This window comes from [Bacillus] enclensis (assembly GCF_001456935.1).
Lineage (GTDB): Bacteria > Bacillota > Bacilli > Bacillales > Bacillaceae_B > Rossellomorea > Rossellomorea enclensis.
In genome coordinates this window covers 916,291-940,462 of the sequence record NZ_KQ758482.1, presented here as the reverse complement: position 1 = coordinate 940,462, position 24,172 = coordinate 916,291, and the positions used below count along the sequence as shown (strand labels likewise).

The 24,172-nt window shown below is 47.2% G+C and carries 28 protein-coding genes and 1 other annotated feature; of the genes, 19 read left to right on the top strand and 9 right to left on the bottom strand.

Features of this window, described 5'->3' with window-relative positions:
• Positions 1-649: 649 nt before the first annotated feature.
• The gene (namA, locus tag AS034_RS04730; RefSeq protein WP_058297689.1) at positions 650-1,666 is read right to left on the bottom strand and encodes an NADPH dehydrogenase NamA; all 1,017 of its coding nucleotides are present in this window, start codon (positions 1,664-1,666) and stop codon (positions 650-652) included.
• Between the two features lie 97 nt (positions 1,667-1,763).
• Positions 1,764-2,591 (bottom strand): pyrroline-5-carboxylate reductase, encoded by an 828-nt coding sequence (gene proC, locus AS034_RS04725; protein WP_058297688.1) that lies wholly within the window; start codon positions 2,589-2,591, stop codon positions 1,764-1,766.
• A 70-nt stretch (positions 2,592-2,661) separates the two neighbouring features.
• Positions 2,662-2,881, bottom strand: a binding site (T-box leader).
• Positions 2,882-3,046: 165 nt separating this feature from the next.
• Here proC and AS034_RS04720 point away from each other — a divergent pair.
• The 7 genes from AS034_RS04720 (at position 3,047) to AS034_RS04690 (ending at position 9,708) form a co-directional block, all read left to right on the top strand.
• On the top strand, positions 3,047-4,009 hold the full coding sequence (locus tag AS034_RS04720; protein WP_058297687.1) for an MBL fold metallo-hydrolase: 963 nt from the start codon (positions 3,047-3,049) through the stop codon (positions 4,007-4,009).
• A gap of 14 nt (positions 4,010-4,023) precedes the next feature.
• Entirely contained in the window at positions 4,024-4,818 is a 795-nt protein-coding gene (locus AS034_RS04715; RefSeq protein ID WP_058297686.1) for an SDR family NAD(P)-dependent oxidoreductase, read from the top strand.
• Positions 4,819-4,867: 49 nt separating this feature from the next.
• Complete coding sequence (locus AS034_RS04710) at positions 4,868-5,398, top strand: DUF3221 domain-containing protein (RefSeq protein WP_058297685.1); 531 nt, start codon at positions 4,868-4,870, stop codon at positions 5,396-5,398.
• Between the two features lie 252 nt (positions 5,399-5,650).
• Positions 5,651-6,505, top strand: a complete 855-nt coding sequence (locus tag AS034_RS04705; protein WP_058297684.1) for a GRP family sugar transporter — start codon at positions 5,651-5,653, stop codon at positions 6,503-6,505.
• Between the two features lie 54 nt (positions 6,506-6,559).
• Positions 6,560-7,345 carry a glucose-1-dehydrogenase gene (locus AS034_RS04700; protein WP_058297683.1) on the top strand — a complete coding sequence of 262 codons (786 nt, stop codon included), beginning with the start codon at positions 6,560-6,562 and terminating at the stop codon, positions 7,343-7,345.
• 740 nt (positions 7,346-8,085) lie between these two features.
• Positions 8,086-9,348 (top strand): Y-family DNA polymerase, encoded by a 1,263-nt coding sequence (locus AS034_RS04695; RefSeq protein ID WP_058297682.1) that lies wholly within the window; start codon positions 8,086-8,088, stop codon positions 9,346-9,348.
• Positions 9,349-9,369: 21 nt separating this feature from the next.
• Positions 9,370-9,708: a YolD-like family protein gene (locus AS034_RS04690; protein ID WP_058297681.1), complete on the top strand. Its 339-nt coding sequence runs from the start codon at positions 9,370-9,372 to the stop codon at positions 9,706-9,708.
• Positions 9,709-9,747: 39 nt separating this feature from the next.
• Here the strand turns inward: AS034_RS04690 and AS034_RS04685 are convergent, their stop codons facing one another.
• Entirely contained in the window at positions 9,748-9,963 is a 216-nt protein-coding gene (locus AS034_RS04685; RefSeq protein ID WP_032087805.1) for a CDGSH iron-sulfur domain-containing protein, read from the bottom strand.
• Positions 9,964-10,090: 127 nt separating this feature from the next.
• Here AS034_RS04685 and AS034_RS04680 point away from each other — a divergent pair, with 127 nt between their 5' ends.
• The gene (locus AS034_RS04680) at positions 10,091-10,423 is read left to right on the top strand and encodes an iron-sulfur cluster biosynthesis family protein (RefSeq protein WP_032087941.1); all 333 of its coding nucleotides are present in this window, start codon (positions 10,091-10,093) and stop codon (positions 10,421-10,423) included.
• 15 nt (positions 10,424-10,438) lie between these two features.
• Here AS034_RS04680 and AS034_RS04675 read toward each other — a convergent pair whose 3' ends face one another.
• The 4 genes from AS034_RS04675 to AS034_RS04665 all read right to left on the bottom strand — a co-directional run bounded on the left by AS034_RS04675 (position 10,439) and on the right by AS034_RS04665 (position 13,512).
• Positions 10,439-11,356: an aminoglycoside phosphotransferase family protein gene (locus AS034_RS04675; protein WP_058297680.1), complete on the bottom strand. Its 918-nt coding sequence runs from the start codon at positions 11,354-11,356 to the stop codon at positions 10,439-10,441.
• On the bottom strand, positions 11,357-12,286 hold the full coding sequence (locus tag AS034_RS04670; RefSeq protein WP_058297679.1) for an alpha/beta hydrolase: 930 nt from the start codon (positions 12,284-12,286) through the stop codon (positions 11,357-11,359).
• A 125-nt stretch (positions 12,287-12,411) separates the two neighbouring features.
• Entirely contained in the window at positions 12,412-12,543 is a 132-nt protein-coding gene (locus AS034_RS23305; protein WP_269751560.1) for a hypothetical protein, read from the bottom strand.
• A 66-nt stretch (positions 12,544-12,609) separates the two neighbouring features.
• Entirely contained in the window at positions 12,610-13,512 is a 903-nt protein-coding gene (locus AS034_RS04665; RefSeq protein ID WP_058297678.1) for a hydroxymethylglutaryl-CoA lyase, read from the bottom strand.
• 175 nt (positions 13,513-13,687) lie between these two features.
• Here AS034_RS04665 and AS034_RS04660 point away from each other — a divergent pair, with 175 nt between their 5' ends.
• The 4 genes from AS034_RS04660 to AS034_RS04645 all read left to right on the top strand — a co-directional run bounded on the left by AS034_RS04660 (position 13,688) and on the right by AS034_RS04645 (position 16,870).
• The gene (locus AS034_RS04660) at positions 13,688-14,875 is read left to right on the top strand and encodes an acetyl-CoA C-acetyltransferase (protein WP_141687661.1); all 1,188 of its coding nucleotides are present in this window, start codon (positions 13,688-13,690) and stop codon (positions 14,873-14,875) included.
• Between the two features lie 35 nt (positions 14,876-14,910).
• Positions 14,911-15,600 (top strand): CoA transferase subunit A, encoded by a 690-nt coding sequence (locus AS034_RS04655; protein ID WP_058297676.1) that lies wholly within the window; start codon positions 14,911-14,913, stop codon positions 15,598-15,600.
• Positions 15,601-15,618: 18 nt separating this feature from the next.
• Complete coding sequence (locus AS034_RS04650; RefSeq protein WP_058297675.1) at positions 15,619-16,281, top strand: CoA transferase subunit B; 663 nt, start codon at positions 15,619-15,621, stop codon at positions 16,279-16,281.
• 358 nt (positions 16,282-16,639) lie between these two features.
• A complete protein-coding gene (locus tag AS034_RS04645; protein ID WP_058297674.1) occupies positions 16,640-16,870 on the top strand; it encodes a YqkE family protein in 231 nt (76 codons plus the stop codon).
• 313 nt (positions 16,871-17,183) lie between these two features.
• Here the strand turns inward: AS034_RS04645 and AS034_RS04640 are convergent, their stop codons facing one another.
• Positions 17,184-18,107: an aldo/keto reductase gene (locus tag AS034_RS04640; protein ID WP_058298089.1), complete on the bottom strand. Its 924-nt coding sequence runs from the start codon at positions 18,105-18,107 to the stop codon at positions 17,184-17,186.
• Positions 18,108-18,207: 100 nt separating this feature from the next.
• Entirely contained in the window at positions 18,208-18,339 is a 132-nt protein-coding gene (gene mciZ / locus AS034_RS04635) for a Z-ring formation inhibitor MciZ (protein ID WP_032087815.1), read from the bottom strand.
• Positions 18,340-18,420: 81 nt separating this feature from the next.
• On the opposite strand from mciZ, the gene AS034_RS04630 reads away from it, so the two are divergent.
• The 7 genes from AS034_RS04630 to AS034_RS04600 all read left to right on the top strand — a co-directional run bounded on the left by AS034_RS04630 (position 18,421) and on the right by AS034_RS04600 (position 24,170).
• On the top strand, positions 18,421-18,969 hold the full coding sequence (locus AS034_RS04630) for an NUDIX hydrolase (RefSeq protein WP_058297673.1): 549 nt from the start codon (positions 18,421-18,423) through the stop codon (positions 18,967-18,969).
• A gap of 276 nt (positions 18,970-19,245) precedes the next feature.
• Entirely contained in the window at positions 19,246-19,899 is a 654-nt protein-coding gene (gene spoIIM / locus AS034_RS04625; protein ID WP_058297672.1) for a stage II sporulation protein M, read from the top strand.
• A 109-nt stretch (positions 19,900-20,008) separates the two neighbouring features.
• On the top strand, positions 20,009-20,464 hold the full coding sequence (gene fur, locus AS034_RS04620) for a ferric iron uptake transcriptional regulator (RefSeq protein WP_032087818.1): 456 nt from the start codon (positions 20,009-20,011) through the stop codon (positions 20,462-20,464).
• 252 nt (positions 20,465-20,716) lie between these two features.
• Positions 20,717-20,944 carry a YqzK family protein gene (locus AS034_RS04615; RefSeq protein ID WP_058297671.1) on the top strand — a complete coding sequence of 76 codons (228 nt, stop codon included), beginning with the start codon at positions 20,717-20,719 and terminating at the stop codon, positions 20,942-20,944.
• Positions 20,945-20,950: 6 nt separating this feature from the next.
• Positions 20,951-21,844: a site-specific tyrosine recombinase XerD gene (gene xerD / locus AS034_RS04610; protein WP_032087820.1), complete on the top strand. Its 894-nt coding sequence runs from the start codon at positions 20,951-20,953 to the stop codon at positions 21,842-21,844.
• 224 nt (positions 21,845-22,068) lie between these two features.
• Positions 22,069-23,253 carry a phosphopentomutase gene (gene deoB / locus AS034_RS04605; protein WP_058297670.1) on the top strand — a complete coding sequence of 395 codons (1,185 nt, stop codon included), beginning with the start codon at positions 22,069-22,071 and terminating at the stop codon, positions 23,251-23,253.
• 101 nt (positions 23,254-23,354) lie between these two features.
• Positions 23,355-24,170, top strand: a complete 816-nt coding sequence (locus tag AS034_RS04600; protein ID WP_032087822.1) for a purine-nucleoside phosphorylase — start codon at positions 23,355-23,357, stop codon at positions 24,168-24,170.
• Positions 24,171-24,172: the final 2 nt, after the last annotated feature.

Below are 24,172 nucleotides of genomic sequence, written 5' to 3'. Positions count from 1 at the left end.
GGAAGTGAAACTGCTCATTCAAGCATCCTTTTTATGTCCTACAGGGTTGATTTGCAGTAAGAACAAAAGATTTTTTGACTATTTTGGGGTGAACCTATTACATTTTGAGGTTTTCGGTTGGGGCCGAGGAGGGAATCTGTCCCGGTCAGATGTTTTATGATCCATTTCCGGGATTTATGATCCATTCTGCAAATATATGATCCATTTCTAGAATTTATGATCCATTCCAAAAATATATGATCCAATTTCCAGATTTATGCTCCTTTAATAATAATTATAAATAACTTAAGCTGAATCGGAGGGGACATCATAAAAGAAAACCGAGCAGAACCTGCTCGGTTTTCTCACGGAGAAGGCATTCTTGGCTTGTCGTCCCAGAACGAGCCGCCTCCGCTTTTCTAATGTCCAGCTCCAGGGCTTAGAGGCACAGGTCATAAGCCAAATCGTCCAAGAAGGCAAAGAGCGCCTTCCCGGCCGCTTCGTCTTATGCCCCCCGCCTCTGACCAAAGCCCTTCTGCTTTTCTAATGTCCAGCTCCGGCGGCCAGCCCCTCGAGACGTTTCAATCCGTCCACTGAAGTCAAAGAACGACTTCACTTGCCGGACTTCCAACGCTTGTCGGGGCTGAACGGGCCGCCTCCGCTTTTCGTCTCACCAGCCCCGTTCATACTGCTTCGGTGCTTGGATCTCTTCGTTCAGTTCGCCCGCTGCGGTGCGCGGCCAGTATGGGTTCCGGAGGAGTTCCCTTCCGAGGAAGATCAAGTCTGCACGGTCATTTTGCAGGATTTCTTCAGCTTGAAGGCCGGAGGTGATGAGGCCGACGGCTCCTGCAGGGATGCCGGCCCCTTCTTTGATGGTTTCGGCAAGCTTCACCTGATATCCAGGGTATACCGGTATCCGGGCCGGAACGACGGCTCCGGAGCTTACGTCGATCAGGTCGACACCCTGCTCCTTCATCCATTGTGAAAATACCACATAATCTTCAGCGTCCAGTCCGTCTTCGTGGTAATCTTTTGCCGATACACGCACGAGGAGGGGTCCGTCCCATACTGCTTTTATGCCGTCAATCACTTGACGGAGGAAGCGGTAGCGGTTTTCTGCAGACCCGCCATATTCATCGCTGCGTTTATTCGAGAGTGGTGACAGGAACTCGTTGATGAGGTAACCGTGGGCACCATGGATCTCGATAACATCGAAACCAGCTTTTTTGGCCCTTTCCGCGCCTTTCACGAATGCGGTGATGGTTTCTTTGATATCATCTGCTGTCATTTCCAATGGGGTTTTCATATCTTCATTGAAAGGGATTGAAGAAGGAGCGATGATGTCACCTTCCAACACGGCTTTTCTGCCGGCGTGGGCCAGCTGGATTCCTGTCTTCGCCCCTTGCTCCTTGATAAGGCTCACTAGTTCGCTCAACCCTTCAATGTGGTCGTCGCTCCAGATGCCGAGGTCCTGCGGGGAGATCCTGCCCTGCGGTGTGACCGCGGTCGCTTCCTGTATGATCAAGCCTGTACCGCCGACAGCCCTGCTCACGTAATGGGTCCGGTGCCAGTTTTCCACTTTCCCATCTTCATTATGGGAAGAGTACATGCACATCGGTGCCATCACGATACGGTTTTTCAGCTCAATATTCTTCAATGTATAAGGTTCGAACAGTTTTGATTTCAATGCAAAAAAATCCCCTTTCGCCTATATTTCGAGTACCTAAATAATAATGCGTTTTCATTATATCAGCAGCTTTTTGGTGAAGAAAGAAATCTGCTTTTTATTTTACCCGGTTCAAAAGCAATTCACTTCCCATCTCCTTGGAGCGGTTCTTTGCTGCATCGACACAATGGGTAAAGGCTTCGCTTACTCCATATTTGTCAAGGACACTGATGCCTGCTTCCGTCGTTCCGCCCGGGCTGGTTACATTCTTTCGAAGGATTTCAGCTTCGAGGCCGGATTTCTCAAGCATCACGGATGCACCTGAAATGGTTTCCCTAATCAGGGCTTTTGCCAGTTCACTGTGCAGCCCCAGGTCCACTGCCGCTTTTTCAAGCATCTCTGCGACATAATAAATATAAGCCGGTCCGCTTCCTGATACGGCTGTGATCAAATCCATTTGTTCTTCCGGGACTTCCACCGCCAAACCGACCGAAGAGAAAAACTTCATTGTCCATTCTCTCTGCTTTTCTGAGAGAGATCCATTACAGGTGACGGCCGTCGCGGATCGTCCCACTGAAGCACTCGTATTCGGCATCGCCCTTGCAATCGCCCCGTTGAATGACAGGGCTTCCCGGATCTGCTCGATGCCAATGCCCGCAAGAACAGATATGACAAGCGTACCACCGGTCAAAAAATGCTTGACGGCAGGAGCTGCAGAGTGGAAATCCTTTGGCTTCATGGCCAGGATGACCACGTCGAATGGTTCATGTGAAGGGAGGGGGGCATGCACCCCGTTTACACCGAAATGGTTTGTTACTTCTGTCAGCCGCTGACGGTTGGACCGATTCGTGACATACACGTTTTCTTTCTCCAAAACCCTTGCCTCAAGGGCCCCATTTAACAAGGCATGTGCCATTGACCCGGCACCGACAAATAATGTCTTCATTTTACTATTCCCTCCTTATGAAAAATGCTGCAGCTAATCCTGCTTGAAAAAACAAAAGACCCCTTCATCCATAAAGGACGAAAGGGTCATGCTTCCGTGGTACCACCTTGTTTTATCCACCGGGAAAGCCGGGGGATACACTTGATTTCCATGTAACGCTGGAGACGTTCTATTTTAAAGACGCTCTAAAGGCAGGTTCACAGACAAAGTGGACGACAGTGCCTTCCAGCCTGACGGGCACCGTTCTCTTGCGTCATTTGTCCGTTACTATTCTTTATCATCGCTTTACCAATATGTTATAGGTGATTATCTTAAAAAAGCAGCTTGTCTGTCAAGTGCTTATTTCAGTATATTCACAAGATAAGAAAAATGACAAAGAAAGGAATAAAATGTACACTATGAAATGAAGGATCATTCATTTTTCATGATCGAATATACTGGAATGTGGTGAAACCATGACAACAGCTTTTGTGAATAATATTGCCAAGATTACATTGTCAACTCCGTATGCGGTCGGGGACGTCAATGTCTATTTGATAAAAGGGGACGTGCTTTCCCTGGTGGATGCCGGTCCGCTGACGGATACCGCATGGGAACAGCTGAAATCCGCGCTTGGTTCATTGGGCTATTCAATTGATGATATCGAACAGATCATCCTTACCCATCATCATCCCGATCATGCAGGTTTGCTCGAAAGATTCCCGGATTCCGTGAAAATAATCGGCCATTCTTACAACCGGTACTGGATCGACAGAGATGAATATTTCCACAGATTCTATGACCGTTTTTTTCATCAATTGGGGAAGGAATCGGGGCTTCCGGATGTTTACCTTGCTGCAGTCCCGAAATTCAAAAGCCCGCTGAAGTATATGGGAAACAGGGCGCTGGACATAGTGATAAAAGAAGGGGACGCCTTACCTGGTCTGCCTGGGTGGAGGATCATCGAAACACTCGGTCATGCCCAGAGCCATCTTTCTTTTTACCGGGAAAGTGACGGGGTGATGATCGCCGGCGATCACATCCTCGCCCATATCTCTCCCAACCCGATCATCGAACCGCCCTTCGAGGGAGGGGACAAGCGGACAAAGCCTCTCCTGCAGTACAACGAATCTTTAAGGAAGTTAATGGATATCCCCATTTCATACGCTTATACAGGACACGGGGAGGAAGTCGACCATGTACATGCCCTGATCCCGAAAAGACTTACGAAACAGGCGGAAAGGGCAGAGGGGGTCCTGGGGATGATCCGCGGGAAGCAGCAGACTGTTTTCGATATTTGCAGGCTCCTGTTTCCTACGGTTTATAAAAAGGAGCTCGGCCTTACCTTGTCAGAAACAATCGGCCAATTGGATTATCTGGAATCCCTCGGGTCGATCAGAAAAGAAAAACAAGGGGATACTCTTTATTACCATGCATAATCGAGGTGAGGGAAATGAATGACAGAATCAAAGGAAAGAATATCATCATCACAGGTGCATCAGGAGGAATCGGAGAAAGAATGGCCTTGAAGGTGGCTGAGAACGGAGGGAACCTGGCCTTGATCGCACGCCGTCTTCCGCGTCTGGAGGAGCTGAAGCAAACGATCGAGGACCGCTTCCAATCAAAAGTGGAAATCTACCCGCTTGATGTTTCTGACTACGAAGAAATTCCCGGCGTTTTTCAAAAGATCCTGAATGATTTCGGAAAAGTCCACGGTCTCATCAACAATGCAGGATTCGGCATCTTCAAAGAAGCGCATGAGGTTCCTTTTGCGGAAGTGAAGGGCATGTTCGAAGTGAACGTCCTGGGTCTGATGGCATGCACGGGAGAAGTCCTGTCCCATATGCGTGAACAGGGAAACGGCCATATCATCAATATTGCTTCGCAGGCCGGAAAGTTCGCCACTCCTAAATCTAGTGCCTATTCGGCATCGAAACATGCGGTTCTCGGTTATACCAACAGCCTTCGGATGGAAGCGGCCAGATACGGTGTGAAGGTCACAGCCGTCAATCCCGGGCCGATTGCCACAGACTTCTTTTCCATTGCCGATGAATCCGGGACCTACGTGAAAAATGTCGAGAAGTGGATGCTGAAGCCTGATTTTGTAGCAGAAAAAGTGGTAGACGCCCTCTTCACAAACCGCCGGGAAATCAATCTGCCCCGCTGGATGAATGCAGGGAGTGTCGTCTATCAATTGATTCCATCATTTGTCGAAAAAGTCGGAAATAAACTTTTTTTCAAAAAATAGTGAAACCAAATAGTACTTTAGTACGTCTAATCTTACAAGGAGGGAGTCTATGAAAAAACAACCTGTTCTATTCATGCTGTGTGTCTTTTTTCTTTTATCCGGATGCAATGCTTCCGGTGTTGGCAAGCCTCAGCAAGATGAAGATTTCATAGGCTTTGCGACTGATATAGACATTTCGAATAATAAAGTACTAATCAATGACATATGGTTTTCATTCGATAAACAGACAACGTTTCATTCAGATAAAAAGAAATCGTTACATAGAGAGGATTTAAAAATCGGTCAGAAGGTAAAGGTGAAGTATGACGGGGTGAAGGGAGAATCTTTCCCCGCCAGTGCAGCAGCGCGGCAATTCATCCTGCTGACCGATGAACAAAGCGAAAAAGAAGGGGACGCCGTCGAGCTTGTGGTGAATGACCCCCGTTTTTCCCAGGTTGTCGTGCAGTCGATGGAGAAAAATCCGACAGGGATGTATTCCCTGCGCTTTAAAGACTTAGCCCTCAACCGCGATGTCCACGTGCTTATCAGCATTGAAGACAAACGCGTGATCGTGCCCATCAATACATCTGCCAAGGAATGAAAGAGCGGTCGTCAAACCGCTCTTTTTTTCGTGCAATGATCCTTCAATCGGCTGCAGCGGCAAGCAAAGCCTTTCCATCTTCCCGCAAGTCTCTACGAATCTCCACCTGTTATCCCCCGCTGGATTATTAAAAAGAAAATGAGGGTATGCACCATTGGACAGGGAAATTTTCCTTGTCAAGTAAATTTGATGCCTATTTTTTCTTTTCCGTGGGAAACTAGGGTCATCTAAGTGAAAGAAGGATGTGAATGTATGACGGGAATATTGTTAGCCCTCATCCCCGCGGTCGCATGGGGGAGTCTTGTGTTTGTAAGTGTCAAGCTCGGGGGGAATGCCTACAGTCAGACGGTCGGGATCACGATCGGATCCCTGCTGTTCGCCGCCGGTATTTTCCTTTTTAAGTCACCTGAATTATCGATGCTTGTCTGGAGTGTCGGCTTTATATCGGGTGTGTTTTGGGCGGTTGGCCAGGTAAATCAGCTGGCGAGTGTCAAATTTATCGGGGTTGCAAAGACCGTCCCCATTTCTACAGGGATGCAATTGATCGGAACGACTCTTTTTGGGGTATTGGTCTTCAAAGAATGGACGACCACTGAAACCATCATGCTTGGAAGCGGGGCTGTCATTGCGCTTATCATCGGTGTCATCCTGACTTCCTACACGCAAAAGTCCGAAGACAAAGACAATCAGCAGTTGAAAAAAGGGCTTCTGACCCTGTTTATTTCAAGCCTTGGATATATTGCATATGTCGTCATCGTCCGCTGGTTCGAAATCGACGGCTGGGAAGCCGTTTTACCGCAGGCCATTGGAATGTTCATCGGGGCGGTCGCCATCACCATCAGGCATAAGCCATTCAATAAATATACTGCCAGGAACATCTTGACCGGGCTCATGTGGGCAGCCGGAAATCTGGGGCTCTTGCTCGCACTGCCGAGAATCGGTGTGGCGACGAGCTTTTCACTGTCTCAGACCGGAATCGTGATCTCTACAATCGGAGGTTTGTTCTTCTTGGGTGAAAAGAAATCGAAGAAACAAATTCTGCTTGTGATTGCAGGATGTATCCTGATCATCATCGGCGGCGTATTGCTTGGCTTTACGAAGGAATAGTCCGGGAAAAACAGGTCTGCCGGCATTTCATAATTAATAAAGGAGGAAATTCATATGTATGCTGATTTACAAGGGAAAGTGGTCATTATTACAGGAGCTGCCACAGGGATTGGAAAGGCGATCGCCAAACGGTTTGCAGAGGAAAAGTGCAAGGTGGTCATTAATTATTTCAGTGAAGAAGAGAATCCGGAAGAACTGCTGAAGGAAATCGAACAGGGCGGGGGCACTGCATCCATCATCCAGGGGGACGTCACCAAAGAAGCGGATGTCGAAGCCTTTGTCAAATTCGCCCATGATACATATGGCAGCCTCGATATCTATGTAAATAATGCAGGCATTGAAAATGAAGTGCCGACGGAAAGACTGTCCCTTGAAGATTGGAACAAGGTGCTGAATACCAATCTGACCGGAACATTCCTTGGCTGCCGGGAAGCGGCGGAGTATATGCTGAAGAATGACATCAAGGGATCAATCATCAATATCTCTTCCGTGCATGAAATCATTCCGTGGCCGCATTTCGTTCACTATGCTGCCAGCAAAGGGGGAGTGAAGCTCTTGATGGAAAGCCTGGCATTGGAATTTGCCCCTGACGGCATCCGCGTCAACAATATAGCCCCCGGCGCCATCGATACCCCCATCAACGCCGAAAAGTTCTCCGACCCGGAAAAGAAAAAAGGTGTTGAAAAATTAATACCGCTCGGCTACATCGGCGAACCCGGACAAATTGCCTCCTGTGCCGCATTTCTTGCATCGGAACAGGCAGGCTATGTGACAGGGACGACATTGATCGCGGACGGCGGTATGACGAAGTACCCGGGATTCCAGGCCGGGAAAGGGTAATGGGATGGAGTCTGCTCTTGATCGAGCAGACTCTTTTTTATTTGCAGGCAGGCCCGCTGCCAAGGATATCCCGATTTCATGTGAGCCGCGGAAGGCGACTCAATAAGAATCATTCTAAGAAGCGCAATTATCGGGAAAGAGGCGCAATTAATTGAAAAGGTGCGCAATTATCCTTAAAGTGACGCAATAAATGAGAATCCGGCGCAATCCTTCAGATAAGCTGCGCAATTTGACTCATTACAAGGGGCCCGGGAGAATATGGGCCGCCCGCTGCGGCCCTGAGTTATCACTGAATATCCAATACTGTTGAAATCCCTTCAAAAAAGGGTGAAAACCTCTTTCCTATCACCACTATTTGAAGATCTTCCGCCTTTCGTGATGTCGGCTTAGAAGCACATGTCATAAGTCAAATCGGCCAAGAAGGCAAAGAACGCCTTCGTGACCGATTCGCCTTATGCTTGCCGCCTCTGAGCGAGCCGCCTCCGCTTTTCTAGTGTCCAGCTCCAGGGCTTAGAGGCACATGTAATAAGCCAAATTGTCCACGAAGGCAAAGATCCGCCTTCGTGGCCGTTCTGCCTTATGCCCCCCGCCTCTAATCAAAGCCCTTCCGCTTTTCGGTCTCCCGATATTTTTACTCCATTCCCAATAATTTAAGTTGAAAGCGAACGTGTATTCGTATAAAATCATACATATAATAAAAGAGAACGAACGTTCGTAGTAATAAGGAAGGAGTGAGAAGGATGACTGTCGACTACAGCGGGCTGCCGCATCACAAGATTTTATGCATCGATATGAAGAGCTTTTACGCCAGCTGTTCGGCTGTCATGCTCGGCCTCGATCCGCTCGAATGCCACTTGGCGGTTGTCGGGGACCCGGACAGGCAGGGAAGCATTGTGCTGGCTGCATCTCCCAAGTTAAAGAAGGACTTTGGCATCAAGACCGGATCCAGGATGTTCGAAATCCCAAAGGATCCCCGCATCAGGCTCGTGGAGCCGAAAATGGCCACCTACGTGCGCATATCCACTGAAATCACCCGCTTGTTTCATCGCTATGTCCCGAAAGACGCTATCCATACGTACAGCGTCGATGAAAGCTTCATCAAAATCGACGGGGCCACCCATCTGTGGGGGGACGCCATGACCATCGCCCGTAAAATCAAAGATGATATGGAAAGGGAGTTTCAGCTGCCGTGTGCGATTGGCATCGGCCCGAATCTGCTTCTATCCAAACTCTGCCTCGACCTTGAAGCAAAGAAGGAGGGAATTGCAGAGTGGAAATATGAAGACGTGCCGGAAAAGCTTTGGCCCCTGGCCCCTCTCAGCGAGATGTGGGGAATCGGCCGCCGTCTCGAAAAGACGCTCAACCGGATGGGGATCTTCTCGGTCGGGCAGCTCGCGCAGTATGACCTCGGGAAACTGGAGGCGAAATTCGGGGTGATGGGCAACCAGCTGTATTATCATGCCTGGGGTGTGGACTTGTCCGAGATTGGGGCGCCGATCATGGAAGGGCAGATCAGCTTCGGCAAGAGCCAGATCCTTTTGAGGGACTACAAGGAAAGGAAGGAAATCAAGTCTGTCATCCTTGAAATGTGCGAGGAGGTGGCCAGGAGGGCGAGGACGCACCGGAAGGCCGGACGGACCGTCAGTTTCGGGATCGGATACAGCCGGGAGGAATTCGGGGGCGGGTTTCACCGGTCGCGGACAGTCGATGAGCCGACCAATATCACGATGGATCTGTACAGGGTCTGCCTCGAGCTTTTCGAAGAGAATTATAATGGGAAGACTGTCCGGAAAATTTCCATTGCCCTTTCGAATATTGTGGAAGATGAAACGATGCAGATTTCCTTATTCGAGCCGAAACGGTGGGAGAAGCGGGAATTGGGATATGTGGTGGACAGGATCCGCCGCAAATATGGATCGGCTTCCCTGCTCAGGGCAGTATCCTATACGGAGGCGGGGACGGCAAGACATCGTGCGCGTCTGGTCGGGGGTCATAAATCGTGATGAAATCCAGGAGGTGAGCAAGTGATACGGGACCGCGGAAGAATCAAATGGACGTCCATGATGCTCCCGGAGCATGTGAAATTATTACGGGACTGGGCGAAGGAGGATACGTACGAAAAGAAAAAAGAGCTCGATGAACAAGAATTGGAAGTATTGAACGAAACGGTGGCGGAAGCAATGGAGTTTGGGAAAGCCGTAGCGATCACCCACTATGTGAATCATCGTCATGAACTGCTCGTCGGCCTCATCCATCACGCCGATTCATTGGAAGGGAAGCTGCACGTTGTGGACAGCGACGGGAAAGTCCGGTATATCCCCTTGACAGGCATCTCGGACATCCGACTTTTTGAAGAAGGCTGAAGAAAAAAGAGAGGCTGAAAGCCTCTCCGGTTTAAAGGATCATTCCTCGTCCAGCACTTTCTCAGCACGTACACAGGATTCGAATTTCCCCTTGTGGGATGCGTCGCAGAACGGCATTTTAGCAGACAGGCCGCAGCGGCACAGAGAGAAGACCTGCTTCGTAGGAAATACATTTCCGTCAGCATCGATCAGCTCCACATCCCCGCTTACACGAAGAGAACCGTTATCATTTACTTTGATTTGAGCTTTTGCCATGAAAAACCACCCTTTCTATAAAATACAAAAGTTTCCCCATACTGATAGTAAAGTGAAAGATGAAAAAATGCAATATAATAAAGGGACGAGAAAAAATATGATAGGATGGAGGGGAGGAGGAAGTCACATGAAAATTCAACTTACAGAAGCGGCAGCAGAAAAGATAAATGAGAAAACAGCAGGCCGGAGAGGCCATTTGAAATTGAAATATGATATAGACGGGTGCGGATGTGTAGTGTCAGGCGTCCCGACCTTATGGTATGTATCAGAACCGGATGAAATCGATGATGTGGCAGTCGAGACCAATCATTTTCCAATTTTGGTGGAAAAGTCGAAAACGGTTTTCCTTGATGAAGAGCTGAAAATCGATTTTTCCACAGCCAGTAATACGTTTCAACTGAAAAGTCCGGGACAGATCCTCAACGGTAGGATGAACTTCATCCTGTACCCTGGAGAATAGAGAAAAAGCCGGTCCTCAAAGGGAACCGGCTTTATTTTCGTTCAAGAGCCTTTCATACATTTCCGCAATGGCTGCCCCGTTTTTCCAGCAGTCGCTCCCATCTTCGGTACACCAGCAGGCAGACAGCACCGAGTGGCAGAATCCGTAGGAGATCAGTCTTTCATAAGAAAGGGAAAGCAGGGAAGAGAAGGCTGCCGTCCTGAATTTCAAAAGTTCATAAGGGTCTTCATGGTCCTTCCAGTGATTCAGGGTGTACTGGATGCAGTCGTATTCCCGCTCACCGATCAGCCCCTTTGGATCGATGGCCGTCCAGCCCGCCGATTCAGAATAGAGGATGTTCTCATGGTGCAGGTCGCCGTGAAGCAGGTATCGTTCCTCTGAAGAACCGAGGAGCCTGCTGAAAAGGGACTCTGCCTTTGAAATCATCTTCTCCGGCAGGGGACCGTTCCCGTCCTTAAAGCGGGATTTATAACGTCTGATCCCTTCCGACCAGGCTTCGACATCGGGAAACGGATGGGTAGTAGAAGGCTTGTGCCACAATTTTTCCGCAATAGCAGCGAAAATCTTTAACTGCTTCATTTCATCCCTCAGGGAATGAAGGGCCCGGCCGGGCTGTATATGGGTCAGGATGATCCAGCCTGCTTCCTGATCGGAATCAATGACTTTCACCATGGCATCACCGGCGAACTCGCGGAGTGCATGGAACTCGTTGGAAAACTCTTTATTGGGATAACCCATTTTCAGCACCGCAGAAGTACCGTCCGGGAGAACGGCGGGAACCACAAAGTTATAGCTCAGGGAAAAAGGTTCGCCGAATGACAGACTGCGTTTTTCCTGAAGGGAAAGAATGGTTTGCTCTGCCTGTTCGACCCAGGCCGAACCCTTGTCTCCATACATCGCTTCCATTTTTGCTTGAAAGTATTCGGGGATCATTTACTCTGCCTCCTTTCCATGGTCTACGACTTCATCAAGGAATTGCTGCACCACGCCCTCATACTTTTCGGGGTCTTCATTGTAGGATTGTGCATGGGTGCCGCGGAAATCAAGATGCATCATTTTCGGCCCCTGCTTCATGTGGAATAAATCTTCCGTCATTTTCGGCAGGATATAATCATCTTCCATGCTGTGGATGAACAGGACAGGCTTACGGATGTTCCCGATGACGGAGACAGGGGAGAGATCCTTTAACGAATAGCCCTCGCGGAATTTTAATGTCCGGTTTACGAGGGGCAGCAGGAATCCCGCAGGAATTTTCAGTTCCACGCTCATCCTGTAGGCAAGCTGTTCCCCGAAATCGGAATACGGGCAATCTGCAATATAAAAGTCTGCCCGGTCCTCGACACTCCCCCCGTAGAGAAGGATGGTGGCGGCCCCCATGGACTCGCCGTGTATGCCGAAATAGACATTCTCACCTTCCCGGAGGATCAATTCGTCGACGACTGCTTTTAAGTCGAATTTTTCGTAATATCCATAGCTGGTCGACTTCCCGCCGGATTTCCCGTGCCGCCGGTGGTCATAGATGATGGCATTGAATCCTTTTTTAATGAACAGATTCATATATTTAATGGAATTAAGCTTGTTTTCAGTAACACCATGCGCAAAGATCATGTACCTCTTATGCGGGTGGGGAGTGACGAAAACAGCATTGAGATCATATCCGTAAGGAGAGGGGATGTACACTTCTTTTTTAGGAAGCGCATCATACTCTTCCTGGATGAGCCGGAGTGCATCGATTTCCCTTGAACGAACCGATTTTTCATCTTTTTTGGGAAGGTACAGGAAGGTATTCGTAATGAAATAGCCCAGCCCGCCGATCCCGAGGGCGGATAGGAGGCCGCCTATCAAATAAGATTTTTTCTTCATGATTTCACCTCATAGACTTTCAGCTCTTCTTACATTTTAACATCAGGAGGAAAGAAGTGGAATTCACAGGGGAGGGAATAAAAAAGAAGCGCACCCAAAAGTTTGGGAGCGCTTCTAAAGAAGAATCAAGATTTTGCATTTTGCCCTTTGGTCGGGTGAATCGCTTTATCGAGTTCTTCTACGGACAGGGTGTTCGCCACTGTATCGCTGTTCGGCTTTCCTTTCTGGCTGTTTCCCTTTTCGCGCTTTTGACTCATGTTTTCATCTCCTTCGCATTCAGTCAATCTTAGAATGCTCGTGGAGCAGGAGGTGTATTCAAACTCTTATTTATTCAGCTCGTAAAGGCGGTAATATCCGCTTTCAACAGGGCGGGAGATAAACGGCTTCACGACATCGATCGCCTGCGAGAGCTTTTCGAGATCGATGCCGGTTTTCACACCCATCTCTTCCGCCATGAATACGACATCTTCGGTTGCCACATTCCCAGTGGCTCCCGGAGCAAAAGGGCATCCCCCGAGCCCGCCGGCGGAACTGTCAAAGCGATCCACCCCGGCCTGCATGGAAGCAAGGATGTTGGCAAGGGCCATTTTCCTCGTATCATGGAAATGAGCGGTCAGGAGAAGACCGGGCAGTTCACTTTTCAGTAAAGTGAACAGTGCATGGGCTTCAAGCGGATTCGCCCGGCCCACGGTATCCGCTACACTCAATTCATCCACGCCCATATCCGCGAATCTTTTACATAAGGCAAGCGTATCCTCAGGTGCGATCTTTCCTTCGTATGGACAGTAGAAGGCGGTCGAAATGCAGGCCCTCACAAAATATCCGCGTTCTTTTAACTCGTTGATGAGAGGTTCAAGGTCATTGAGCGCATCTTCAGTTGTCTTATTAATATTTTTTTGATTGAACGTATTGCTTACCCCTACAAATACAGCCACTGCCCTGCAGCCCGTTTCATAAACACGCTGAAGGCCCCTTTCATTCGGTGCAAGGACGAAATCACGCGAGCCACTGGTAAGGCACGATTCCACTATATCGCCTGCATCCTGCATCTGGGGAACCCACTTGGGAGAGACGAAAGACGTCAGCTCCATTTCCCTGATGCCGGAATCCTTCAACCGTAATATAAATTCTTTCTTCGTTTCAGTCGGAACAAAGTTCTTTTCATTCTGCAGGCCGTCCCGCGGGCCCACTTCGATAATTGTAATATTTTCAGGTAATTTCAACATATCCATCCCCCTTGTTTTTATTGTAGGAAAATTTCGACAACAAAATCAACTAAATTTTTTAAGAAAGAAAAAGGAAATTGAAGCGTTTACATAGAAAAGGTTTAAGTGGAGATATGTTTGCCTATTCTCTAGTGGATGGAATTCATGAGAATCAGTCAGAATGGGAGGAAGAGAAATGTCGAACGAAGTTGTAATCGTAAGCGCTGTCCGTACAGCCATCGGGAGCTTTAACGGCTCATTGAAGGATATTTCGGCTCCTGAGCTTGGAGCGATCGTAATCAAAGATGCCCTTGAAAAGGCAGGCGTGAAAAAAGAAGATGTCGATGAAGTGATCATGGGGAATGTCCTGCAGGCAGGATTAGGTCAAAATCCAGCAAGGCAGGCTTCCATTAAAGCAGGTTTACCCGAGAGTGTACCTGCCATGACGATAAATAAAGTATGCGGATCCGGTTTGAAAACCGTCCATCTGGCCACTCAGGCAATCCTTGCCGGGGATGCGGATATCATTGTGGCCGGCGGGATGGAGAACATGAGTCAGGCCCCGTATTTATTAAAAGGGGCAAGGAATGGATACAAAATGGGAGATCAAAAAGTCGTGGACAGTATGATTTCCGACGGCTTGTGGTGTGCGTTCAATGATTATCATATGGGAGTCACCGCTGAAAATCTGTGTGACCGCTATTCCTTATCCCGTGAAGAACAGGATGAATTTGCAGCATGGAGCCAGGAGAAAGCAAGTGCTGCCATCGAGTCAGGCAGGTTCAAGGATGAAATTGTCACGGTACATATTCCGCAGCGCAAAGGGGATCCGGTTGAGTTCAGCCAGGATGAATTTCCGCGCAAGGGCTCCACTGCAGAGAAATTATCAGGGCTCCGTGCCGCATTCAAGAAGGATGGAAGTGTCACGGCGGGCAATGCGTCAGGAATCAACGATGGGGCGGCAGCTGTCGTGGTCATGTCGAAGAAAAAAGCAGAAGAACTCGGCATCACGCCCCTTGTCACGATTAAGGGGAATGCAAATGCAGGTGTGGATCCAAGCGTGATGGGGATCGGACCGGTTGCGGCAGTGAAGAAGGTGCTGGAAAAAACAAAGATGAGCATGGAAGACATGCAGCTGATCGAGGCCAATGAGGCGTTTGCCGCACAATCATTGGCGGTGGATAAAGAACTTGGATTCAAGCGCGATGCCCTCAATGTAAACGGCGGAGCGATTGCTTTGGGACACCCTATCGGAGCGAGCGGGACAAGGATCCTTGTAACGCTGATTCATGAAATGAAGAAAAGACAGGTACAGCACGGCTTGGCTACTTTATGCATCGGCGGCGGCCAGGGTGTAGCGACAGTCGTTGAACTGCATCAATAAAAAGCAGGCTGAATGACAACTAAGGAGGGAAAACAATGAAACAGGTTTATACTTCATACAATGAAGCGGTGGCGGATATCCAGGACGGAGCCACACTGATGGTAGGAGGATTCGGACTTTGTGGAATCCCGGAGAAACTGATCCTTGCCCTGGTGGAAAAAGGAGTCAAAAACCTGACTGTCATCTCCAACAACTGCGGAGTGGATGACTGGGGTCTCGGTTTGCTGCTGAAAAATAAGCAGATCGATAAAATGATCGGTTCTTATGTAGGTGAGAATAAAGAGTTTGAAAGACAGGTATTGTCAGGTGAACTCGAAGTGGAGTTGGTCCCTCAGGGAACACTGGCCGAAAAGATCCGTGCAGGCGGCGCGGGCATCCCTGCATTTTACACGCCTGCAGGAGTGGGGACACCAGTTGCCGAAGGAAAAGAAACACGCACCTTCAATGGTAAAGAATATCTGCTGGAAGAAGCATATACGGCTGATTTCTCACTCGTCAGGGCCTGGAAAGCAGATAAAATGGGCAATCTTGTTTACAACAAGACAGCGCAGAACTTCAATCCGATGATTGCTGCTGCAGGAAAAGTAACCATTGCTGAAGCGGAAGAAATTGTAGAAATTGGAGACATCAATCCGAATGAAGTACACACTCCAAGCATCTATGTTCAACGATTGGTTCAGGCAGAGCAGGAAAAGCGTATTGAAAGAAGAACAGTCAAAGCCTAGAAGGGAGAGTGGAATAGGATGGATCGTGCGAAAATGCGTGAAAAGATCGCCAGGAGAGCGGAAAAAGAAATTCAAGATGGTTTTTATGTAAATCTGGGAATCGGAATGCCGACCCTGGTCGCCAACTATATAACAGAAAACAAGCAGGTTGTGCTTCAGTCGGAGAATGGGCTGCTCGGAATAGGACCATACCCGACGGAAGAAGAGCTTGATGCCGATCTGATCAATGCCGGGAAAGAAACGGTCACTGCCATCCCCGGTTCCGCTTACTTTAACAGTGCGGAATCCTTTGGAATGATCAGGGGGGGACATATCAATATCGCCATCCTTGGAGGAATGGAGGTTGCGGAAAACGGCGACCTTGCCAACTGGATGATCCCCGGAAAGATGATCAAGGGGATGGGCGGAGCGATGGACCTCGTACATGGCGCCCAGCGGATCATCGTTATCATGGAACATGTGAACAAAAGCGGTGAAAGCAAGATCCTTAAAGAGTGCACACTCCCTCTTACAGGGCAGGGAGTAGTCGACCGCATCATCACCGACCGTGCCGTCATGGATGTAACAGAAGACGGTCTGCTTCTGCGTGAAGTTGCGAACGGATTCACCGTCGAAGACATCCAATCGACTACAGCGGCCGAACTAAAAGTAGCGGAAGACGTCAAACTCGAAGCATACTGATGAATGAACCAACCATCCGGGAAAGCAGTACCTCCCGGATGTTTTTTTTATTTCAACATGCTATATTTCTAGTAGTGCAGTTGCTTTTTTATATTAACTTTTTTGGGATTTATATCGTGGATGTTAAATCACTCCAGCTGTTGATTGGAGTGCAGGACGAAGACTCCTAACCGAAATGCGGAAGGGCTTTGTTCAGAGGCGGTTTGGCTTATGACATGTGCCTCTAAGCCCTGCAGCTGGACAGTTCCCTTCTCTGACGAGGAGGCTCACGGGCCACCCGCGGAAAGCGAAGTCCTGCACGGAAATCAAAAGCGGTAATTAGAATTACATAACTATTTACAGTCAGGGGGATCTCCAAATGTCCAAAAAAAAGAAACAAGAAGCCGAAATGACATTAAAAAACTCAATCAATGCCGACCTGTTTGAACAGCTCAAAAATAAAAAGAAAGAGCTGGAAAAAGTGGAAGAAGTAAAAAAAGAAGAAGAACAGAAGCGTAAATCGGAAGAAAGAAAACAACGGGAGAAAAACAAATCCTTCGAGGAACTATTGAACGAAAGCGATATGAACTGGAAGAATTATAAGAAGTAAAAGTATTTTTATAGGGAGAAAAAGCTGCAAGGGGAACCTGCAGCTTTTTCTATGAAATACCTTAATTAACAAACAGCTATCATTTACAGTTTATGGGCGGGAAATTCAATTTAAGGGCGAAATTCTTGATTTAAGGGCGAAATCACCAATATAAGGGCGGAATCCTTGAAATAAGGTCGACCTGCCGGTTTTTCGACAAAAACCGCTACCGTTTCCGGCCCACTCAATTACGCCCCTCCTTGATTCTTATCACTCTATTTCATTCCATAAAACAACCCCGCCGGCAGATCCGGCGGGGTTATTTTGCACCATTCTAATCCCGGTGCTGTTCATATCGTGAAATTTTTGTCAATTGCTCCAACAGCTTCAATTCATCCGGAGAAAGCGGCGGCCGGTTGACGGCATCAATGTTTTCTTTCAGCTGGCGGGTCGAACTGGCTCCCGGGATGACCGATGCGACTCCGCGGCGGGCAAGGTCATACTGCAGGGCAAGTTCATTCATGCTTCTTGTGTCCGATGCTTTTGAACGGATGGCGCCCAAGGCTTCTTCAAGCTCGGCATAGGAATAATCCAGGTATCCGTCCTTTCTTATTTTATCTGAAGCTTTTGACAGCATCTTGTCGGAAAGAAGCCCTTTTGCAAGGGGACCCCGTGCAATGATGCTTACTTGATGTTCCTCAAGCAGGTCCATCCATTCCTCAGGACGGCGGTCGAGCAGGCTGTACTGCATCATCACGCTCTGAGCAGAAGAATGGCTTAAGAAACGTTTGATGACATTCGGACGAATCGAAGAAATACCGTATTCACGAATATAGCCTTCTTCTTTCAGTTCTTCAAATGCCTCTATACTCTCCTCAAAATTGTCCTCGATCGTCCCGCCGTGAAGCTGGTATAAATCGATATAATCCACCTTCAATCTTGAAAGGCTGTCTTTTACTGCCGACTTGATATACTCCTTGGACGGATCCCATCTCCACCCGTCCTCGACATCATTCCATCGGTTTCCGACTTTGGAGGCGATGATCACATCATCCCTCACATCTTTGAGGGCGCTGCCGACGATTTCCTCATTCCTGCCGAAGTCATATAAATCAGCGGTATCAAAATAGTTGATGCCGTTCTCAAGTGCCGTCTGAACGATTTCTTTGGCATGCGTCTCGTCGGTGCCGAGCGACATGCAGCCGAGTCCTATTTTTGAAACAGATAAATCAGATGTGCCAATTTGTCTTTTTTCCATCATATCCGTCCTTTCCATCCATACTTTCGCTATCTATTATTTTAACGAAAGAAGGGATGGTTAAACAAAGGATATGACTTTTTTACTCGGCAGGAAGCTCTTATTCTTTGACAAGTGCAGCCGTCCACTCTTTAACTGTTTCATATTTCCTGCTGTATTCCTTCAGCTTTGCCCTGACTTCCCAAGCTTTACCGGCAAGAATGATCCGGTCTTTCTCTACGATTACCTGCATGAGCGGTCACCTCATCCTTTCTTTGAAATATGGTAAAATGTATGAAGATAACGTGATAGTGAGAACAAGGAGAGTTGTTTTATGAAAAAATTCGAAGAAAAGACGCTTACGAGTGAAACCATTTATCAAGGTAAGATCATTGATCTTCAAATCGATGAAGTCGAGCTTCCAAACGGAAAGACCTCAAAAAGGGAACTGATTAAACATCCAGGGGCAGTGGCAGTCATCGCTTTGACACCCGAGGGCAGGATTGTGATGGTGGAGCAATACCGGAAGGCCCTGGAAAAGTCGATCGTCGAGATTCCGGCAGGTAAGCTGGAACCTGGCGAAGAACCTGTCAAAACTGCTGCAAGGGAGCTGGAAGAAGAAACAGGATACGGATGTGAAAACCTCCGTCACCTAATTTCTTTCTATACTTCTCCGGGATTCGCGGATGAACTTGTGCATCTTTATATCGCTGAAAATATTGCACGGATAGAGGATGCAAGGGGACCTGATGAAGACGAGTTTGTGGACCTGATAGAGGTGACGGTTGAGGAGGCGCTGAATCTCATAAAAGAGAAAAAAATCTATGATGCCAAAACAGCTTATGCCGTACAATATCTCCAACTTCAGCAGTTTTATAAATAGACTCTTTTCGCCCATGTGAAAATACCGGTACTTGGGTATTTTCAGAGATTTAAATCAAGCTTTATATAGAATACGTGTACTCATGACGTTTAAATTCGACAGGTTGACGATAGCAAGAACCTTTTAGAAAACAGCCCTTAAATAAACATAGAAAAGACGCCCCTTTTAACTGACCAAAGAGGGGCGTCTGTCTATTGGATCTGAAAAATAGCTGCGGCATAAACCTGTCCCTTCCTGCATATATTCTACTAATCGGTATCTGGGAGGAGCGTCGTGATGCGCAAAAAAATATCAAATTCAAATCCACTCGTCCAACATGTACAAGCACATTCCTCAATCTACTTATTTGTCATTACATTGTTTTTAATGGGAATCATCTTCGGGGCAATCGTGGTGAACTCGCTGTCTTTTGCTCAAAAAGAAGATTTATATTTTTATTTAAGTAAGTTCTTCAGTGAAATTGAGGGCGGGAGATTCACCTCGGCTGAAGAACTGTTCAGGCAGAGCTTCCTTCATAATGTGAAATATCTTGGTCTGATCTGGATATTGGGGATCTCGATCATCGGTCTGCCCCTGATCTTTGTGTTGATTTTCATGAAGGGGGTCGTGGTCGGTTTTTCAGTCGGCTTCCTGGTGAATCAAATGAGCTGGAGCGGATTTCTGCTTTCTTTTGTGAGCATACTGCCCCAAAACATCATCATCATCCCTGCGTTCATCTTTATAGGAGTTGTCAGTGCGAGCTTTTCACTCACGCTGATCCGGAAGATCTTTGTAAGACACAGTTCGTCGCTGCAATTTCAAATCGTTCCCTTTTTATCAAGGTATGTCATTTTCTTTGTGATTGCCGTAGGTATTGTGACCGCTGCCGCAAGTATAGAAGCATATCTTTCTCCTAATTTAATGGAAGCTGTCATTTCGAAATTGAAATAATCATTCTTAAATGAGAATCATTTTGGTTTCTTGATTATAATAATTTTATTTTGCTTATTCCTCCCTTTTTGATATAATAATATAGACGTTGACGAGGGAGGGAAGGACTATGGAAAGTCGCATTGAACGAATCAAAAAGCTGCTTCATTCCGCCAGCTATAAATTGACACCGCAGCGTGAAGCAACTGTACGCGTGCTGTTGGAGCATGAAGAAGATCACCTGAGTGCCGAAGATGTATACCTCCTCGTTAAGGAAAAATCTCCGGAAATTGGACTTGCAACGGTGTATCGCACACTCGAGCTGCTGTCTGAACTGAAAATCGTGGATAAGATCAATTTTGGTGATGGCGTTTCACGGTACGACCTTCGTCAAGAAGGAGCCGCCCATTTCCACCATCATTTAGTTTGCATCGAATGCGGTGCCGTGGATGAAATACAGGAAGATCTGCTTGAAGATGTCGAAAAGATTGTTGAGAGAGATTGGAAATTCAAAATTAAAGACCATCGATTGACCTTTCACGGAATCTGCTCAAGATGCCAGGATAAAGAGGAAGAGTCTGAATAGTAAATGGAAAAGCCCTGAAGAAGCCGGTTATTGTTTCATCTGAAACGATTCTATACATATCTTAAGGGCTTTTTTTAATCTTCATGAAATTGATTCGGTCATAATGCCTGAAGGCGGGAACCGCTCAATGCAGGAACGATATAAAAGTAGATAAATTATGTCCCCCTTGGTATAAAACAGCCCAAAATCGTCATAGCTTGTATTATAGAGACGGATGGACTGTAGAAATCATATCAAATGGAGGACAGACTTATGAAAAAGGTTCTTGGAGTGGTCTGGCAGACCATTAAAGTATTTATTTTATTTACCGGGTCCACAATCCTGTTTTATTATGGGATCATGTGGATAAGTGAAGAGTACGAAGGATACCACAAATACGATGAGCCGGAGGGAGCCGCGGTGAAAGTGTTCTCTTCCGTCGCGGATGAAGAAAGCCACTGGTATGATCGATTATTATTTTTTTATATGAACGGGGAGTAATGCAATTTGGAAGATCAAATTAAAGACTATATGCACTTTTTGATCGTTGAGAAAGGGCTCGCTAAGAATACAATTGAATCGTATCAGCGCGACTTGAAGAACTATTCATTGTACCTGGCCAATGTAGAAGAGATTTCAACTTTCAATGAGGTAACGAGGGTCAATATCGTCCAGTTCCTGGGGCATCTGAAGGATCAGGGGAAATCCTCCAAAACCGTAGCGAGGCATGTGGCTTCGATTCGATCCTTCCACCAGTTCCTCCTGAGGGAAAAAAGCACCGATCAAGATCCCACTGTGCACATTGAAACCCCGAAGACCGAGAGGAATCTCCCAAGGATACTGAGTATAGAAGAAGTGGAAGCGCTGCTTGAAGCCCCGGAGGAATCGACTCCGCTTGGAATGCGCGACAAAGCGATGCTTGAACTTCTCTACGCAACCGGCATCCGCGTGAGTGAACTCATTTCTCTTAAAATGGAAGATGTCCATCTCACAATGGGATTTGTCAGATGCATCGGAAAGGGAAATAAGGAAAGGATCATCCCGATCGGAAAGACGGCCATGACTGTCCTTGAGAAATACCTTGAAAATGCTCGGCTGAAATTAAGGTCGGAAAAGCATAAAGATGAACATCTTTTTCTCAATCATCATGGAAAAGGATTGACAAGGCAGGGATTCTGGAAAAACCTGAAGGCGCTTGCCAAAAAAGCGAACATTGAAAAAGATTTGACACCTCACACGCTGAGGCACTCTTTTGCCACTCATTTATTGGAAAACGGCGCTGATTTAAGGGCCGTCCAGGAAATGCTCGGGCATGCTGACATTTCAACGACGCAGATTTATACACATGTGACCAAAACCCGCTTAAAGGATGTTTATTCAAAATTTCATCCAAGGGCCTAGGAAAGAGAGACTTCTTAAAGATTTATCAAACTTTAAGGGGTTCTCTCTTGTTTTTTTTATAACGTAAAAGTAGAATATAGATGTCAGACTTCTGACGTGATTTTCGTATGATTGATGCGTCAGCGTAAAGGGAATGATACGCACAAGGATGCAAAATGTAACCGCTTTTTTGTTGTGTTATAAAAAGATGCGCAGATAAGCAGCTATAAATAGGAGGATTAAAAATGAGCAGCTATACATATAAAAGGGTTCACTTGATCGTGATGGATTCAGTGGGAATCGGGGAAGCACCTGATGCCGAACTGTTCAATGATCAGGGAACGGACACGCTGGGTCATATCGCTGAACATATGAATGGGCTGAATATGCCCAATATGGAAAAACTTGGTCTTTCGAATATAAAAGAGGTCAAAGGGGTGGAGAAAGCAGATTCTCCGCTTGCTTATTATACGAAGATGCAGGAGGCGTCCGTTGGGAAGGACACCATGACAGGCCACTGGGAGATCATGGGGCTTCATATCGATACGCCATTCAAGACATATCCAGACGGCTTTCCTGAAAAGCTGATCCAAAAACTTGAGGCGGAGACAGGAAGGACCGTGATCGGCAACAAACCTGCCAGCGGTACTGCGATCATCGAAGAGCTGGGGAAAGAACATATGGAAACAGGGGCGCTGATCGTTTACACATCTGCAGATCCTGTTCTGCAAATCGCCGCTCATGAAGACATTATCCCTATCGAAGAACAGTATAAAATATGTGAAATTGCGCGTGAAATTACTATGGACGAAGAATTCCTGGTCGGTCGTGTCATTGCCCGTCCATTTGTCGGAGAGCCGGGAAGCTTCAAGCGGACATCCAATCGCCATGACTATGCGTTAAAGCCATTTAACCGTACTGTCATGAATGAGCTGAAGGATTCAGGGTTCGATGTCATTGCGCTCGGTAAGATCTCAGACATTTATAATGGTGAGGGGGTAACGAAGGCAGTCCGTACGAAACACAATATGGACGGGATGGATGTTTTCATCAAAACCTTCGATGAATCATTTACCGGTCTCAGCTTCCTGAATCTGGTCGATTTCGATGCATTATATGGCCACCGCAGGGATCCTGAAGGGTATGGAAAGGCACTGGAAGAATTCGACGCACGTCTTCCGGAAGTATTCGAGAAAATGACGGAAGATGATCTTCTCCTCATCACTGCAGATCATGGAAATGATCCGACGGCACCTGGAACCGATCATACAAGGGAATATGTTCCGCTTCTTGCTTACTCGAAACGCTTCTCAAAAGGTGATGAACTCCCTCTGAGGGAAACCTTCGCTGACATCGGGGCAACTGTAGCGGATAACTTCAATGTGAACATGCCGAAATTCGGTAAAAGCTTTTTAACTCAATTAAAATAAATGAATCAAACAAGGCAGAACAGGGATAGAGATGAATGGAGGACGGGATTCCTCCATCTCATCTCCTTTTATGTTCAGCCCAGAAAAAGGAGTCGGTAAAGATGAATTTTGAAACGATACAAAATGCTGCCAACCATTTGAAAAATCAATATACGGGATCACCCAGGATTGGACTTATCCTGGGGTCAGGACTAGGGGTCCTCGCGGATGAAATCCAGAATTCCGTTAAAATCCCTTATAAAGAGATACCGGATTTTCCGGTTTCAACAGTGGCCGGTCATGCAGGACAATTGGTGTTCGGACAGCTGTCCGGACAGGAAGTCGTTGCGATGCAGGGGCGTTTTCATTACTACGAAGGATACGGATTTGACAAAGTGACATTCCCTGTACGCGTCATGAAAGAACTTGGTGTGGAAATCCTCATCGTGACCAACGCTGCAGGCGGGGTCAACGAAAATTTCGAAGCCGGAGATTTAATGTTGATTTCCGATCATATCAATAATATGGGAGGAAACCCTCTGATTGGACCGAACGATTCACGCCTTGGCGACAGGTTCCCGGATATGTCCCAGGCGTATGATAAAGAACTTCGTCAAAAGGCCCGTGAAATCGCGGACGGACTTTCCTTGAAGATTCAAGAAGGTGTATATGTAGGGAATACCGGTCCTGTGTATGAGACGCCTGCCGAAGTCAAGCTTGTGCGTACGTTGGGTGGAGACGCTGTGGGAATGTCAACAGTACCTGAAGTGATCGTTGCCCGCCATGCCGGGATCAGGGTCCTTGGAATCTCCTGCATTTCAAATATGGCTGCAGGAATATTGGATCAGCCGCTTTCACATGATGAAGTAATCGAAACTACCGAAATGGTGCGCGCTAACTTCCTGTCATATGTGAAGGAAATAGTTAAGTCCATCTAACG

Excerpts from the sequence above, each read along its gene's own strand:
- AS034_RS04695 (WP_058297682.1), top strand. The coding sequence starts at position 8,086 with ATGACTGTCGACTACAGCGGGCTGCCGCATCACAAGATTTTATGCATC.
- AS034_RS04715 (WP_058297686.1), top strand. The coding sequence starts at position 4,024 with ATGAATGACAGAATCAAAGGAAAGAATATCATCATCACAGGTGCATCA.
- deoB (WP_058297670.1), top strand. The coding sequence starts at position 22,069 with ATGAGCAGCTATACATATAAAAGGGTTCACTTGATCGTGATGGATTCA.
- AS034_RS04675 (WP_058297680.1), bottom strand. The coding sequence starts at position 11,356 with ATGATCCCCGAATACTTTCAAGCAAAAATGGAAGCGATGTATGGAGAC.
- AS034_RS04680 (WP_032087941.1), top strand. The coding sequence starts at position 10,091 with ATGAAAATTCAACTTACAGAAGCGGCAGCAGAAAAGATAAATGAGAAA.
- AS034_RS04705 (WP_058297684.1), top strand. The coding sequence starts at position 5,651 with ATGACGGGAATATTGTTAGCCCTCATCCCCGCGGTCGCATGGGGGAGT.
- proC (WP_058297688.1), bottom strand. The coding sequence starts at position 2,591 with ATGAAGACATTATTTGTCGGTGCCGGGTCAATGGCACATGCCTTGTTA.
- AS034_RS04700 (WP_058297683.1), top strand. The coding sequence starts at position 6,560 with ATGTATGCTGATTTACAAGGGAAAGTGGTCATTATTACAGGAGCTGCC.
- AS034_RS04660 (WP_141687661.1), top strand. The coding sequence starts at position 13,688 with ATGTCGAACGAAGTTGTAATCGTAAGCGCTGTCCGTACAGCCATCGGG.
- AS034_RS04685 (WP_032087805.1), bottom strand. The coding sequence starts at position 9,963 with ATGGCAAAAGCTCAAATCAAAGTAAATGATAACGGTTCTCTTCGTGTA.
- spoIIM (WP_058297672.1), top strand. The coding sequence starts at position 19,246 with ATGCGCAAAAAAATATCAAATTCAAATCCACTCGTCCAACATGTACAA.
- fur (WP_032087818.1), top strand. The coding sequence starts at position 20,009 with ATGGAAAGTCGCATTGAACGAATCAAAAAGCTGCTTCATTCCGCCAGC.
- mciZ (WP_032087815.1), bottom strand. The coding sequence starts at position 18,339 with ATGCAGGTAATCGTAGAGAAAGACCGGATCATTCTTGCCGGTAAAGCT.
- AS034_RS04665 (WP_058297678.1), bottom strand. The coding sequence starts at position 13,512 with ATGTTGAAATTACCTGAAAATATTACAATTATCGAAGTGGGCCCGCGG.
- AS034_RS04710 (WP_058297685.1), top strand. The coding sequence starts at position 4,868 with ATGAAAAAACAACCTGTTCTATTCATGCTGTGTGTCTTTTTTCTTTTA.
- AS034_RS04640 (WP_058298089.1), bottom strand. The coding sequence starts at position 18,107 with ATGGAAAAAAGACAAATTGGCACATCTGATTTATCTGTTTCAAAAATA.
- AS034_RS04670 (WP_058297679.1), bottom strand. The coding sequence starts at position 12,286 with ATGAAGAAAAAATCTTATTTGATAGGCGGCCTCCTATCCGCCCTCGGG.
- AS034_RS23305 (WP_269751560.1), bottom strand. The coding sequence starts at position 12,543 with ATGAGTCAAAAGCGCGAAAAGGGAAACAGCCAGAAAGGAAAGCCGAAC.
- AS034_RS04615 (WP_058297671.1), top strand. The coding sequence starts at position 20,717 with ATGAAAAAGGTTCTTGGAGTGGTCTGGCAGACCATTAAAGTATTTATT.
- AS034_RS04655 (WP_058297676.1), top strand. The coding sequence starts at position 14,911 with ATGAAACAGGTTTATACTTCATACAATGAAGCGGTGGCGGATATCCAG.
- AS034_RS04630 (WP_058297673.1), top strand. The coding sequence starts at position 18,421 with ATGAAAAAATTCGAAGAAAAGACGCTTACGAGTGAAACCATTTATCAA.
- AS034_RS04600 (WP_032087822.1), top strand. The coding sequence starts at position 23,355 with ATGAATTTTGAAACGATACAAAATGCTGCCAACCATTTGAAAAATCAA.
- AS034_RS04645 (WP_058297674.1), top strand. The coding sequence starts at position 16,640 with ATGTCCAAAAAAAAGAAACAAGAAGCCGAAATGACATTAAAAAACTCA.
- AS034_RS04720 (WP_058297687.1), top strand. The coding sequence starts at position 3,047 with ATGACAACAGCTTTTGTGAATAATATTGCCAAGATTACATTGTCAACT.
- AS034_RS04650 (WP_058297675.1), top strand. The coding sequence starts at position 15,619 with ATGGATCGTGCGAAAATGCGTGAAAAGATCGCCAGGAGAGCGGAAAAA.